Annotated in this window: 12 protein-coding genes and 1 pseudogene; 9 read left to right on the top strand and 4 right to left on the bottom strand. The window is 61.9% G+C overall.

Annotated elements, in window-relative coordinates; all coding sequences use genetic code 11:
- Positions 1 to 7: 7 nt before the first annotated feature.
- On the bottom strand, positions 8 to 601 hold the full coding sequence (locus Q2941_RS34920) for a bifunctional transcriptional activator/DNA repair enzyme AdaA (RefSeq protein ID WP_458195292.1): 594 nt from the start codon (positions 599 to 601) through the stop codon (positions 8 to 10).
- Positions 602 to 733: 132 nt separating this feature from the next.
- Between Q2941_RS34920 and Q2941_RS34915 the strand changes: the two genes are divergently transcribed.
- From Q2941_RS34915 to Q2941_RS34905, 3 genes are all read left to right on the top strand, one after another.
- On the top strand, positions 734 to 1,678 hold the full coding sequence (locus Q2941_RS34915; protein ID WP_458195291.1) for a DMT family transporter: 945 nt from the start codon (positions 734 to 736) through the stop codon (positions 1,676 to 1,678).
- 138 nt (positions 1,679 to 1,816) lie between these two features.
- Positions 1,817 to 2,116: a chorismate mutase gene (locus Q2941_RS34910; protein WP_458195290.1), complete on the top strand. Its 300-nt coding sequence runs from the start codon at positions 1,817 to 1,819 to the stop codon at positions 2,114 to 2,116.
- 194 nt (positions 2,117 to 2,310) lie between these two features.
- Positions 2,311 to 3,153, top strand: a complete 843-nt coding sequence (locus tag Q2941_RS34905) for an intradiol ring-cleavage dioxygenase (RefSeq protein ID WP_458195289.1) — start codon at positions 2,311 to 2,313, stop codon at positions 3,151 to 3,153.
- Between the two features lie 25 nt (positions 3,154 to 3,178).
- Here the strand turns inward: Q2941_RS34905 and Q2941_RS34900 are convergent, their stop codons facing one another.
- Entirely contained in the window at positions 3,179 to 3,559 is a 381-nt protein-coding gene (locus Q2941_RS34900; protein ID WP_458195288.1) for a hypothetical protein, read from the bottom strand.
- A complete protein-coding gene (locus tag Q2941_RS34895) occupies positions 3,543 to 6,164 on the bottom strand; it encodes a hypothetical protein (RefSeq protein ID WP_458195286.1) in 2,622 nt (873 codons plus the stop codon). The genes Q2941_RS34900 and Q2941_RS34895 overlap by 17 nt, the downstream gene beginning before the upstream one ends.
- Before the next feature lie 496 nt (positions 6,165 to 6,660).
- On the opposite strand from Q2941_RS34895, the gene radC reads away from it, so the two are divergent.
- Positions 6,661 to 7,380: a RadC family protein gene (radC, locus tag Q2941_RS34890; protein ID WP_027520880.1), complete on the top strand. Its 720-nt coding sequence runs from the start codon at positions 6,661 to 6,663 to the stop codon at positions 7,378 to 7,380.
- Positions 7,381 to 7,408: 28 nt separating this feature from the next.
- Positions 7,409 to 8,199 (top strand): annotated as a pseudogene (locus Q2941_RS34885) (bestrophin-like domain).
- Positions 8,200 to 8,407: 208 nt separating this feature from the next.
- On the opposite strand, the gene Q2941_RS34880 reads toward Q2941_RS34885, so the two are convergent.
- The gene (locus Q2941_RS34880) at positions 8,408 to 9,169 is read right to left on the bottom strand and encodes an inositol monophosphatase family protein (protein WP_458195285.1); all 762 of its coding nucleotides are present in this window, start codon (positions 9,167 to 9,169) and stop codon (positions 8,408 to 8,410) included.
- A gap of 296 nt (positions 9,170 to 9,465) precedes the next feature.
- Here Q2941_RS34880 and Q2941_RS34875 point away from each other — a divergent pair, with 296 nt between their 5' ends.
- The 4 genes from Q2941_RS34875 to Q2941_RS34860 are packed head-to-tail and all read left to right on the top strand — an operon-like array spanning position 9,466 to position 13,416.
- Entirely contained in the window at positions 9,466 to 10,578 is a 1,113-nt protein-coding gene (locus Q2941_RS34875; RefSeq protein WP_458195284.1) for an ABC transporter ATP-binding protein, read from the top strand.
- Positions 10,579 to 10,593: 15 nt separating this feature from the next.
- Positions 10,594 to 11,724 (top strand): ABC transporter substrate-binding protein, encoded by a 1,131-nt coding sequence (locus tag Q2941_RS34870; RefSeq protein ID WP_458195283.1) that lies wholly within the window; start codon positions 10,594 to 10,596, stop codon positions 11,722 to 11,724.
- A 16-nt stretch (positions 11,725 to 11,740) separates the two neighbouring features.
- On the top strand, positions 11,741 to 12,604 hold the full coding sequence (locus Q2941_RS34865) for an ABC transporter permease (RefSeq protein ID WP_458195282.1): 864 nt from the start codon (positions 11,741 to 11,743) through the stop codon (positions 12,602 to 12,604).
- Positions 12,601 to 13,416: an ABC transporter permease gene (locus Q2941_RS34860; RefSeq protein ID WP_458195281.1), complete on the top strand. Its 816-nt coding sequence runs from the start codon at positions 12,601 to 12,603 to the stop codon at positions 13,414 to 13,416. Before Q2941_RS34865 ends, Q2941_RS34860 begins: the two co-directional genes overlap by 4 nt.
- The last annotated feature ends 203 nt before the right edge of the window (positions 13,417 to 13,619 follow it).

Raw genomic sequence — 13,619 nt, 5'->3', positions numbered from 1 at the left:
GCATCGCCTATCGCCGACGAAATGACGATGGCGGCCGCTTGTAGGTCGCGGCAAAGGCATCGTTGAACCGCCGAACGCTGCCGAAGCCGGCAGCGAAGGCAATCTCCGCCAAATTCATGTCGGTCTGGTCGATCAGGCGCTTGGCTTCCTGCACGCGGCGCGTTGCTGCGATCTCGCTCGGGCTCGCGCCGGCATGGCGCATGAACAGGCGCAGGAGATGGCGCGGCCCGACGCCAAGGGCTTCGGCAAGCTCCGTCATCGACGCCCGATCCAGAAAGCCGTCATTGATCAGGCGCATCCCGCGCGCCACGGTGGTGGCTGTTCCCATCCAGGCCGGCGAGCCCGGCGCCGTTTCCGACCGGCAGCGCAGGCACGGGCGAAAGCCGGCTCGCTCGGCGGCGGCTGCGGTCGCATAGAAGGTGACGTTCTCGGAGCGCGCCGGACGAACCGGGCAGACCGGCCGGCAGTAGATGCGCGTCGAGCGAACGCCGGAAAAGAACAACCCGTCGAAGGCGCGGGCACGCGCCAGCCGCGCCCGATCGCAGGTCTCCCAGTCGAGATGCGGTGGCAGTGTCTGCCGGTGCACCAAAGCCTTCGCCATGGCGGGATAATAGTTTCAGCACAGCCCGCCGAGTAGCTGAAATCGGACTCGATCGGTCGATGAGGTCCGAATCCAGCCAGCCTGCGCCGCCGCTTGGGGATCATGGTGCCGAAACATCCCGGAGCAAATGGCATGAGCACACAGGCGCAACAGGCAACGTCGGGGCAAACCTCTCTCGCGTTCGAGATCGGGCTCCTGCTGCTTCTCTCACTGATCTGGGGCAGCTCGTTTACGCTGATCAAGGTCGCGATCCCCACGATTCCGCCATTCACGATGGTTGCCGTTCGCGTGGCGATCGCGGCCATTCTCCTGGTCCTGATCGCTCGCGCGCAGAGACACGCCCTTCCTCGCCAGCTATCGGTGTGGGCGGCTTTTTTCGTGCAGGGGCTGCTGCAAAGCGCGCTGCCGTTCACCCTGATCAGTTGGGGCGAGCTGCACATCGCGAGCGGTCTCGCCGGCGTGCTCAATGCGACCCCGCCGATGTTCGTGCTCGCGATCGCGCTAATGACCGGGCGCGGACGACTGGCGATCAGCGGCCAGAAGATCATCGGCGTCGGCCTCGGCCTCGCCGGTGTCGCCATGACGATGGGCATCGATGCGCTGTCCGGGATCGGCACGGCGGCGCCACTGGCGCAGATGGCCGTGCTCGGCGCGAGCTTCTGCTACGCACTCGCGCCAATATGGGGCCAGCGATTCTCGAACCTCCCCGCAATCGTCACCGCGGCCGGCGCCATGAGCTGCGCCGCGCTCCTGATGCTCCCCGTCGCAGCCATCCTCGAACGGCCCTGGACGCTGGCGTCGCCGCCGGCGCAGGCGATCGCGGCGGTGATCGCGCTCGCGGTGGTCTGCACGGCCTTCGCGATGGTGATCTATTTCCACCTGATCCACACGATCGGCCCGCTCGGCACGACCAGCGGGAGCTACCTGCGCGCAGGCTTTGCGGTGGCGCTCGGCACCGCATGGCTCGGCGAGCGCTTTACATGGTCAATTGCTGCCGGAATGGCGCTCATTCTCACCGGCGTCGTTGCCGTCACGGTGCCCCTGCCGGCGCGAAACAGCGGGAAACCTCCGGGCTGATTATCGCCATCTTCGAAGCCTGATCTTGCCATTCCGTTCGCCGATGACAATCTGTCGTCAGAGCAACAGGAGAGATTTTGGTGAGTAGGTCGTGGACCGAGAGAGACTGAATACTTCGCATCGCAAGGAGATGAGGATTTGGAAACTACTCCATCTGAATTGAGCGCTCTTCGGAGCAGCATCGACAATCTGGACGCAGCGCTGGTTCACATCCTCGCGGAACGCTTTAGGTGTACTCGGCGGGTCGGAGAACTAAAAGCACAGCTTCAATTGCCCGCCGCAGATCCAGTTCGCGAGGAACAGCAGATCGAAAGACTGCGTGCGCTAGCGCAAGACGCTAATCTTGACCCTGATTTTGCCCAGAAGTTCCTCGCGTTTATTATCAAAGAAGTGATCCGGCATCACGACCTTGCGCGTGAAGTGACGAGCGACGTGTAGAGCTTTCTCGGTCAACATCAGACGCATCGTCCATCGAAACGGCTGGGGGCCGCTTGCAAGCCGCCAGATTTCGTTTCGTTCGCGCTGGCAACCAGATATTCAAGGCTATGCGAAGGAGAAAAGCAGATGGGCTACAATACCGAACTCGAAAACAGAATTGTTGAAGTGCCCGTCAACGCAACAGGAGAAACGAAGTGAGCACGTCGACGCGCCGTGGCTTTCTCGGATTTGTATCGGCCAGTGCCGCAGGCCTGCTGCCAACCCGCGCGCAGGCGGCGTCCGAGCCCGCCGCGGCCTCGGATGAGCCGGCCTGCATCCTGACGCCGCAGGCAGAGGAAGGGCCGTTCTATGCCGATCCAAAGCTGCTGCGGACAGACATCACCGAGGGCAAGCAAGGCATTCCCCTCACGCTGCGGCTGCGTGTGATCGAGGCCGGGCCCTGCACAGCGATCAGGGGCGCCCGCGTCGACATCTGGCATTGCGACGCAAAGGGCCTCTATTCGGCGTTTCCGGGCCAGAGTGATAGCCACAACGTGGACGCGACCGGCAAGACGTTTTTGCGCGGCACTCAAGCGACTGACTACGCCGGCTGGGTCACGTTCAACACGATCTATCCCGGCTGGTATGACGGCCGCACCACGCATATCCATTTCAAGGTTTTCCTCGACGAGAAAAACGTGCTGACCGGGCAGACCTTCCTGCCCGACGCGCTGAACGAGTTCATCTACACCAACGTGCCCGCCTACAAGGACCGCGCGCGGCAACGCACGATCATCAACGCCAACGACATGGTGATCGAGCGCTCCGATCCCGAGCATCGCGCCTTCTGCGCGGTGAAGGAGGAGCGCGACCGTTACGTGGCGAGCTTGACGCTCGGCGTCGACCGCCGCGTCGACGCGACGGTCGGGCGCGCCGGCCCGCCACCGCCGCCACCCGGTTCGCGCGGCGGACCTCCGCCCGCGGGCGGGCCGATGTTCGGCCGTCAGATCAAGGACCGGCTTGCCGCGCTGGTGCCGGGGCTGAAGCCGGGCCGCTGAACGCGATCGCAATTGGTTTAACTGATCAACTCTCGTCTTCTGGCCAGTCTCTGCGCCTAAGTTCGTACTCGGCTTCGGAACGTCGTTGCTCAGATGCGATTTCACGATCCAGCGCGCGAATGTGGGCTTCAGCAAAAGCCCTGACCTTCGGCCGCGAGTCAGAAAGCCACGGCTGGATCTCGTCTTTCTTGCGCTGGTAAGCTTGAACCATACCGAACTCGCCTCTTACCACGCCCGTGCTATCGAGTATCATCTGGACTTGGCCAATTCTCTTGTCGCCATCGGGAAGCACGCCTATCAAAGATTTGCATAAGTCGTGCAAAAACGTTCCGCCGCTGTAGGCCCGAAGAAGGCTCAAGACAAAATTTATATCATCGTCGACACCACGTTCAACGAGCGCGAGCAACTCTGCTTCGTAGTCTTTTGTAATCCCGGGGAAGATGTTCTGCAGTAGTCGTCCACCCGTGTAAGTGAACTGAAGAATACCAGCTTTGCGCGGCTTGAACGACTTGCTTGGGTTCTTGAGCAAGCAACTTGCCCAAGTCTACCATGTGGTAGGGCACCGCCTCATAGCGCCCCTCGCCCTCGCCTCTTTCCTCGCGATCCAATCGAGCTTTGAGGAAATTCAGAACGAGCTGCGGATATCTGCGCGCAATCGCACTGAGCACACGTTCATCATGATGATCGACTCGATCCCGCAGAACTAAGTTCTCAGTCAAGACTTTGCATTGCTCCTCGGCCAAGGCTTCAAGGAAGGGCCTGAGAGCTGGCAAATACCAAACGCCGTTTACCCATCGCGCATCCTTCATGTCAGTCAGCCTCTGGATGGACGGAATAAAGGTGACATCAACAAGAGAAGTCAGCTGCCGCGCTACTATCGCGACGATCACACCGATAGTCGCAATCGCATCTCTTTGTTGGATGGCCTGCTCGCCGACCTTCGCCACCAACTCTTCCGCAGTATTTGTCGCATACTGAAGATAACGAGCAACGGCATGAAGGTGGCGCCCTTGATCGATCCACTGATCAATAAACGAGAGTGCAATCTGGGGTCGGTCACTCTCGGCAAATCCGGCTAATATTCCAGGTATAAAATTGCCCACCACCGCTTCATGCTGTGTGAGATAGCTGACCATTACGTCGGGATTTCGAGCTGCAACCTGCTTCAAAAACTCTCCGAAGCTGGGGAAGGTCGCAGCATCGTTCGATTTGACCGCCGCACAGAACTCAATGACCTCGAACCACTCATCTGCATTTTCGGCCGTGACCGAGTTTGCATATTCGGTGATCTTACCTGCTCGGTACTTCTGCGCACCTTCAATATCCATTCCGTCTCCGGTCCATTCCAGCGGAAACACGGATTGATATCCAACAAGCGTTTTGAATTTCACGAATTTGTCTATCGCATTCACGCGGTCGCGGAAGCACTCAATCGCCGCGACGAGCGCCTGCGCTTTCGCCGGAATACCACTTCCAAGCTCGCCGGCCGCCATTTCCTTGCTGCGTCGATACAACCACAGGAACTGATGCTCGATATGCTGCAGCATTTCGAACGACTCATCGTTAACGCGATCAAGGAAGAACTCGATTACCTCCTTGGTGTTGTCGAACACCATTGCGATCAAATCATCACTTCCACCGTCCATTGGGAAACGTGTGGCCGTGCTGAGAGCTTGCTCTATCTGCATCTTGTCGACGGGCGAGTCTGCCGTTCGGTATTGGTCGAAAAGGAGCGCCAAAACACCCGCGCGAAAGTCCGTGTACGCAGTTGATGCAGGTACGGCCGCCCGCTCCAGGCTAACGGAATTGAAGTGCCATGTTGTACCCTGCAGATCGGTATCCAGGAACTGACGACACACCGCGGTTATCACGGGCCGCAGCGCATGCTTCTGCGGGTCAGGCAGCCCGCAAATAGCGTCGTAGAGCACCTTCTGCACACCAAAACCGACCTGCCTCCATGCATTGAGATCGTGTTTGGCGAGCGTTTCGACCGACTCGAGGATCCGCTTACGCTCTTCATCTGAGCTCGCGGTGATATAGAGATCGCAGAGCGTACCAAATGTCAGGTCGATATCAACGTACCGGACATTGTCGATCAGCTGCAGGGCCTCATTGGCCACTTGCTCGGCAGTTCGTCCGTCGAAACTACCGAATTCAGTCTCTATCTTGATTGTAGGCGTATCTCTGGCTGCTTTGATCGCGACGGCCGCCAAACGGATTAGTTCGGGAGTGATGGCGGGCACATCGTCGTAGAGCGGGAGAAGATCCTTTCGAATCCGTGAAAGCTGCTCGTAGCGCTCATTATTGTCTTTGGCATTCTCCAGCACTTCGAATGTGCCGCGATCAATCAATGCTTTCCCTGCAAGCAAGCGCTCGTAGTCATGCTGTACTTTCTGAAACTCGTATCCCGCAGGCAGAAGGTACTGGTTCATAATCCTTTCCAAGCGCTTCTTGATGTCAGCAAAGTGCTCGGTACCAAAGCCCCGCATTGGAGCGGGGTGATAAATGATATCGTGTGACGTTTCGGCCCATGCATGGTTCAAAATCGTCTGAAACTGTATCTCACATCGCATACCACGGAATTGGGCATATTCTGGCAGCGCGAGGCGCGTTTCAGTCAATGAGACCAGGTAGTGAATTCCGAAGTAGAGCTGATCGGCCGAGCGTTCTTTTCCCACGGCATGGTGGATTTTCGAACCATCAAAATCGATAACGAAATTCTCGTGAACCAATCGAGAGTTAAGAAACCGATCGACGTCGGTATTGGTGTAAAAAATCACTCTGCATCCCGCGAGATCCTTCAGCTCCTCTTCAATACCGTTGCTAGCTAGTAGTCCCCGCTCAGTGAGCTTACGCCTAAGCGATACAGGGTCCCTGGCACGGGAGGTAATCTGCTGCACCCTGAAGGTGCGCGTCTCGGCATCTATTGCTGATCGGAGGATGGAGACGACCATTTTAGCGAAGAGATCGTAACGCGAGCGACCATCACGTATGAATTCGTCGTAGTTCATTGTGGCAACTGGAAAATGGAGAAAATTTAGGCGCAGGGCTGATCGTAGCATAACGTGAGTCGGCCCTATCGACGGTGAAAAACTCTCGTCTGGCTTGTATTCCTCCCTGACACACTGTCCTAAAATTGCGTTGCTCGTGGCGATTCGCACGAGCGGCGGAATTCATAGCTCGACGCAACGCGCTCTCACTTCCTGACGACATCGCAACCGAACTAATCGCTGCCGGAGACCGAGCAAAGGTACTCACGCACGAGCCAAAGAAGAACTACGCGGAGCTTCTATCACGAAGACTCGCCCAGCGCTTCGCTGATGGGGCGCGCCGGCCCGACGCCTCCACCGGGAGCACGCGGCGGACCTCCGCCGTCAGGCGGGCCGATGTTCGGCCGTCAGATCAAGGACCGGCTTGCCGCGCTGGTGCCGGGGCTGAAGCCGGGCCGCTGAACGCGATCGCAATTGACGGTTGCAAAATCGCGGTTCCGCGGCGAAGCTGCGTGCGATGCCCGCGAAGTCCAGCGACCCCTCCGAGAAGCCCGAACCGCCAGAGCCGCCGCACTATCACGGCCATCGCGAGCGGCTGCGCGAGCGCTTTTACAGCGCCGGCGCGGATGCGCTGAGCGACTACGAGCTGCTGGAGATGGCGCTGTTTCCGGCGCTGCCGCGACGCGACACAAAACCGCTTGCGAAGACGCTGATCAAGACGTTTGGCTCGTTCGCCGAGGTCATCCACGCACCGGTGGCGCGGCTGCGCAAGGTCGAGGGCGTCGGCGAGGCCGCGATCAACCAGCTCAAGCTGATCGCGGCAGCGGCAAGCCGCGTGACCAAGGGCGAGGTAAAGAGCCGCAATGCGCTGTCGTCCTGGAACGAGGTGATCGACTATTGCCGCTCCAGCATGGCCTTCGCCGACAAGGAGCAGTTTCGCTTGCTCTTTCTCGACAAGCGCAACCAGCTCATCGCTGATGAAGTGCAGCAGACCGGCACCGTCGACCACACCCCGGTCTATCCGCGCGAGGTGATCAAGCGCGCGCTGGAATTATCGGCGACTGCGCTGATCCTGGTCCACAATCACCCGAGCGGCGATCCGTCACCCTCGCAGGCCGATATCCAGATGACCAAGGCGATCATCGAGATCGCAAAGCCGCTGGGGATTGCCGTGCACGACCACATCATCGTAGGCAAAGGCGGGCATGCGAGCCTGCGCGGCTTGCGCTTGATCTGAAGACCTTCCAAACAAGTGATGAGATGAAATGAGCGACTGGCTGCATAACCTGCCGGTGCCGTGGATGGCGCTGGTGATTTTCGGCTTCACCTATTTTCTGGCCGCGACGGTGTTCGCGGCGGTCATGGTGTTCGCGACGGAGGCGCGGACGAAATCGCTGAAGACGATCTCGCCGGGCATGTTGCCGGTGCTCGGCATCATCTTCGGCCTGTTCGTTGCCTTCACGGCGGCGCAGGTGTGGGGCGACAGCGATCGCGCCAGCGCCGCGGTGAGCCGCGAGGCCAGTGCCTTGAGGAGCGTCAGCTGCTCGCCGCCGGCCTGCCAGCGGAGCAGGACGCGCACCTGCGCGGACTGGTGCGAGACTATGTCGGGCAGGCCGCCACCGTGGAGTGGCCGATGATGGCGCAGCGGGAGGTCTCCCTGAAAGCGACGCCGTCGGCGCTTGCCGAAGCCTTGCAGCTCGTCGTCGCGATGACGCCGCAGGGCACGGGTCAGGCGACCGTGCAGCGCGAGCTCATCAACGCGCTGGAGCAGGCGCTGGATGCGCGCCGGCAGCGCATCATCATCAGCCTTACCGCGGTGAATGCCGTCAAATGGTGGTGTCTTTATTTGCAGGCGGCGTGTGCGCTTGTGGTGATAGGCCTCGTCCATTGCGACAACCGCCTCGCGGCGACAATCGCGATGGGCCTGTTTGCGACCGGCGTTTCGGCATCCGTGCTCCTGATCGCCGCGCACGACCGGCCATTCGCAGGCCAGATCTCGATCGGACCCGAGCCGCTGCTCCAGATCATGCCGGAGAAGCCGGACAAGCAGCCTTGAGAGGGTGCGAGCCGAGGACACAGTTCACCTCTCCCGAAGGGAGAGGTCAGATCGCATCGCAAGATGCGATCTGGGTGAGGGGTTACGGTCCTACTGAGCGCTGCGGACCCTCACCCGGATTGCTTCGCAATCCGACCTCTCCCCGCTGGGGAGAGGTGAAGCGGGCAGCCGGCCGCACCTTATTTTATCGCGCTTTCTGGATCCTGCTTTACGAAATCCCCACGATTTCGCGTAGCTGCGGAGCAAGCGCGGGAGTGGAGCAGAGAATAGGATTTCCTTTGCTGATGCCGTCGCCAGCGAAGAAATCATTGATCGATGCGCCCGCCTCGCCGGCGATGACGATGCCCGCCGCGACGTCCCATGCATTGATGTGCAGCTCGAGATAGGCGTCGGTGCGCCCATTCGCGACATGGCAGAGCCCGAGCGCACCCGAGCCGGAGCGCTTCACCGCGCAGCCGGCGGCGTTGCCGCGCTGGAGGACGGCGAGGTAGCGCTCGAAGGGAATGCGGGTCGACCAGCCGAGCTCGACATAGGCGCGCTTGAGGTCCTCGGTGCCCGAGACGGTGATCGGCCGCCCGTTCAGCGTTGCGCCCTGTCCGCGCCGGGCAACGTAGAGCTCGTCCAGCGCCGGTGCGGCCACGATTCCGATGGTGGGAACGTGATTGTGCAGGAATCCGATCGAGATGCACCAGTTGCGGTCGCCGCGGGCGAAGTTCGCGGTGCCATCGATCGGATCGATGATCCAGACCGCATCGCTTGCTGCGCCGCCGCCCTCCTCGCCGATCACCGTATCGGTCGGGAAGAGCACGGCCAGCCGCTGCCGCAGGAAATCCTCGACGGCTCCGTCGGCAACCGTCAGCCAGTCCTGAGCGCCCTTCAGGGTGACGCCGAGGCTGTCCTGCTTGCCGAAATAGTCCAGCGCCAGTCGCCCGGCCTCGGCGACAAGGCCCTGGACGGCATAACGCCGCATTGCAAGATCCGCCGGCGTCATCGTCCAACAACCTCGGTGGGGACCGGGGTGCCAAAGCGCTCCGCAAGATCAGGGATCAACCACGGGAGCAAGACTTCGTCGTCGCTGTTTGGCATGAGCCAGGTCGATTGCGCGTTGGCAGGCATGGTTTCACAAATCCTGGCTTCACAAATCTTGGGTTTCACAAATCTGTTGCATCAGCACGCTACGGATCGATACGTTTATTCCAAGCCGGTCGCGGAATGGAAGGACAATTCCATTCTGGCAGAATGACATCGGCGTGGAGGGAACGAATCGTGCAGGCGGAAACGCATGGCGTGTCGAGCGCCGGCGCGGCTATCCAGGTGCGGGACCTGCACGTTGCCTATGGCGGCACGCCAGTGCTGCACGGCGTCAGCCTCGACTTTGCCCCCGGCAGCTTCACCGCTCTCCTGGGCTCCTCCGGCTGCGGCAAGACCACCCTTCTTCGCGCATTGTGCGGCTTCGTGCCGGTGCGCTCCGGCTCGATCGTGGTCGGTGACCGTGACGTCGCTCTGCTGCCACCGGAGAAGCGCGACATGGCGATGGTGTTTCAATCCTACGCGCTGTGGCCGCATATGACCGTGCTGCAGAACATCGGCTACGGGCTGAAGCTACGGGGCACCGCCAAGGCCGAGATCGCTGCCAAGGTGGCCTCGCTGCTCACGATGCTGGGCCTGGGCGGCTACGAGCAGCGCAAGGTCACGGCGCTGTCGGGCGGGCAGCGGCAGCGCGTCGCGCTCGGCCGGGCGCTTGCGGTCGACCCCCGCATCCTGCTGCTCGACGAGCCGCTGTCCAATCTCGACGCCAAGATCCGGATGGCGATGCGCCACGAGATCCGCGCGATTCAGCAGCGGCTCGGCGTCACGGCCATCCACGTCACGCATGATCGCGAGGAAGCCATGACCATGGCGGACCGGCTCGTCATCATGCAGGCGGGCCGGATCGCCCAGGTCGGCACACCCGAGGAGGTCTACGATCGGCCGGCGAGCGCCTTTATCGCCAATTTCATGGGTGCGGAGAACGTCCTGCCCGTGCATGTCGTGCGCAACGAGGACGGGACGGCCGTCAGTGCCGGACACGCGGTCGCCCGGCTCGCGCACGACGATGCCACGGCGCTGCCCACGGGCGAGGCCGTAGCCTATTTCCGCGACGACGTCGCAAGCCTCGCGGCGCCCGATGCGATGCCACAGGGCGATCTCCTCGTGCCCGGGCGCATCGCCGCGCGCAGCTATCCCGGCGGCCTCTATCGCTATCGCGTCGAGGCGGTCGGGCGACAGATCACGGTCGACGACGCAGCACGCCATGAACCGGGCGCCGCCGTCGGCCTGCGCATCCCGTTGCGACGTCTTCACATCTTTCCCGCGGCCGAAGCCGCCACCGCCGCCTGACCAGGAGCCAGACCCATGCGCATTCTCAACCTAGCCTGCTCCCTTGCGGCGCTGCTCTCAGCGTCGCCTCTCGCCGCACAGACCCTCAATGTCGCCTCGGCCGGCGACCAGAATATGGTCGACTACGTCAAGGACTATCTCGGCCCGATGTTCGAGAAGAGCCATCCCGGCGTGAAGGTCGTCTCCGTCGGCACCGGTCCCGGCGATGCCGGCTCCCAGAAGATCTTTGAGAAGCTCGACGCGCAGAAAGGCGCCGCGACCACCGATTTCGACGTGGTCGTGATCCACCAGAAGGCCGCCGGGACGATGGTGAAGCAAGGGCTGCTCGCGAAATACACGGACAAGGTCGACACCGCGAAACTGGTTTCCAGCGAGACCGCCAAGAACTCGCTCGGCGCCGACGTCTCGGGCTACGTCATCCCGATGTTCCAGTCGCAGACCGCGCTCGCCTACAATGCCGATATGCTCAAGACCCCGCCCGACAACTTCGCCGAGCTCAAGGAGTGGGTGAAAAAGAACCCCAAGCAGTTCGGCTACAATGGCATCAAGGGCGGCATGTCCGGCGTGGCTTTCGTCGCCGGCTGGATCTATGCCTTCGGCGGCGACGCCGGCAAACTGATCGAGGGGCCGTATGACCCGGCCGAGAAGGCCAAGTGGGACACAGCCTTCAGCGAGCTGAAGGACTTCAACAAGAACATCGTCATCACGCCCGGCAATGCCGGCACGCTCGACATGCTCAACCGCGGCGAGATCGCGATGGGCCCGGTCTGGGTCGACATGTTCTATTCCTGGCAGGCTGACGGCAAGCTGCCGCCCAACATGAAGCTCAAGCTCGCCTCGCCCGGCATGCCCGGGCAGCCGATGTACTACGCCGTGCCGGAGAAGGCGGCGCAGCCGAAGCTCGCAGAGGAGTTCATCGCGCTCGCCACCAGCCCGCAGGTCCAGGCGGACGGCATCGTCAAGAAGTTCAACTGGTATCCGGGCATCGACGCCAAGAACCTCGAAGGCAAGCTCGACAAGGCGGCGTGGGACAAGCTCTTCACCGACATCACCCCGGCCGACCTGTCCAAGAACGCGAAACCCTTCCCGATCGCGCCCTATTTCAACGACATTCTCGAGGGCTACGAGAAGAAGGTCGCGAACTGAGGAGACGCGTTGCGGAATGGCGTCCGGAACGCCGCGCCATATCATGAGCCTGTCCCAGCGCCAGCTCGCCTTGCTGCTGATCGCGCCGGGACTCGCGCTCGTCGCGGCGCTGTTCCTCTATCCGCTCTGCTTCTCTCTCGTCACGGCCTTCACCGCTCCTGAGGGAGGGTTCTCCCTGCAGGCCTTCGGCAAGGCCTTCGAACTCTATTCCGGCGACATCCTCTTCACGATCGTCATCGTGGTGAGCTCCTGCGCGTTGACGGCGCTGGCGGCGATCGCCATCGCCGGCACGCTGACGCTCGGCGAGAACCCATGGGTCGTCGGAACGCTGCGCGCGCTCTACCGCTGGCCCCTGTTCATTCCCTTCATCGTGGCCGCGCAGTGCATGCGCACCTTCCTCGCCAAAAACGGGTTGATGAACAATACCTTCGTCTCGCTCGGCCTGCTGGAGCCGTTGCAGGCAGTGAGCTATCTCGACTGGCGCGGGATCATCGTCACCTTCGTGTGGAAGCAGACCCCGTTCGTCGCCCTGCTGCTGGCCGGCGCGCTGGCCTCGCTCGACCGCGCGACCCTCGAGGCCGGGCGCAATCTCGGCGCCTCGCGGCTCAGGGTTCTGATCGAGCTGGCGCTGCCGCAGGCGATGCCGACGCTGCTCGTCGCGCTCGTCCTGTCGTTCGTGACGATGCTCTCGGTGCTCTCGGTGCCGATGATGGTGGCCGGCTCGCAACCGACCATGCTGACCGTCGACATGGCCTTCCGCATCAACGCCTATGGCGACTATGCCACGGCGAATGCACTCGGCGTCATCACCTACCTGATCAGCGCCGGCGCTGCGATCCTCTATCTCCGGCACGGCATGGCGAAGGAGGGCGCGCCATGAGCCGCGTCGCATCCTTGCTGCGCGCTGCGCTGGCGGCCGTTCTTCTTGCGGCCTTCGCCTTTGCGCTGATCGGTCCGCTCACCAATCTGGCGCTGTGGTCGGTGGCCGAGCGATGGTATACGCCCTACAAGCTGCCGGTCACCTACGGCACCCGCTACTGGGAGCAGGTGTTCCGCCCGACCGGCGATGCTATGGCCTCGCTCGCGACCTCGGTCTCGATTGCGGTGTTGACGGTCGTCGTCGCGCTCGCGCTCTCCGTGCCGGCCGGCTACGCGCTGGCGCGCCTGAGGCTGCCGGTGCGTTCGCTGTTCATGATCGTGTTCCTGCTGCCCCAGGCCTTTCCCTCGGTGGCGATCTACATCAACGTGGCGCGGATCTTCTATGGCCTCGGCATCAACGGCACGGTGCTCGGCGTCGTGCTGGTCCACGCCGCTCACGGCCTGGTCTATTCCGTGTGGATCGCGGCCGCGGCTTTCGCGGCAGTCGACAGGGATCTCGAACTCGCGGCCCGGAACATCGGCGCCTCGCCGCTGCGCACCTTCTTCACGGTGACGCTCCCCCTGGCCGCGCCGGGTGTCATCGCCAGCGGCATCTTCGTCTTCCTGGAATCACTGGACGAGTTCACCGGCACGTTCTTCGTCGGCGTTCCGCAAGTCACGACGCTGCCGCTTTTGCTCTACAATGCGGCGATGGGCGGAAACTACCAGGTCGCCTCGATCACGGCACTGATCCTCCTGGTGCCATCCGTGCTGTTCATGCTCTTCATCGAGCGCTTTCTGCGCGCGGACGTTCTGGCGAAGGTGGGGGCATAGAACCTCGTCGCAAAGTCGTCAGGGTCGCCGTGCACGACCACATCATTGTCGACCGAGCTGGGCATGCGAGCCTGCGGGGATATGGGCCGATGCAGATGATCCGCCGGCCATTTACCATCTATTAACTCGTCGTTTGTGAAGAACGTTTCTGAGCACCGTTTTACGCAAGGTGTGGTTGCGATAGGTGGCGACAGAGTATCCAT

This window comes from Bradyrhizobium sp. UFLA05-153, from assembly GCF_054185185.1.
The sequence above is the reverse complement of the archived record's forward strand: the minus strand, read 5'-3'. Positions and strand labels throughout refer to the sequence as shown.

Bases quoted from the DNA above. Each gene is read 5' to 3' on its own strand.
- radC (WP_027520880.1), top strand. From the start codon at position 6,661: ATGCCCGCGAAGTCCAGCGACCCCTCCGAGAAGCCCGAACCGCCAGAG.
- Q2941_RS34920 (WP_458195292.1), bottom strand. From the start codon at position 601: ATGGCGAAGGCTTTGGTGCACCGGCAGACACTGCCACCGCATCTCGAC.
- Q2941_RS34860 (WP_458195281.1), top strand. From the start codon at position 12,601: ATGAGCCGCGTCGCATCCTTGCTGCGCGCTGCGCTGGCGGCCGTTCTT.
- Q2941_RS34870 (WP_458195283.1), top strand. From the start codon at position 10,594: ATGCGCATTCTCAACCTAGCCTGCTCCCTTGCGGCGCTGCTCTCAGCG.
- Q2941_RS34880 (WP_458195285.1), bottom strand. From the start codon at position 9,169: ATGCGGCGTTATGCCGTCCAGGGCCTTGTCGCCGAGGCCGGGCGACTG.
- Q2941_RS34895 (WP_458195286.1), bottom strand. From the start codon at position 6,164: ATGAACTACGACGAATTCATACGTGATGGTCGCTCGCGTTACGATCTC.
- Q2941_RS34865 (WP_458195282.1), top strand. From the start codon at position 11,741: ATGGCGTCCGGAACGCCGCGCCATATCATGAGCCTGTCCCAGCGCCAG.
- Q2941_RS34915 (WP_458195291.1), top strand. From the start codon at position 734: ATGAGCACACAGGCGCAACAGGCAACGTCGGGGCAAACCTCTCTCGCG.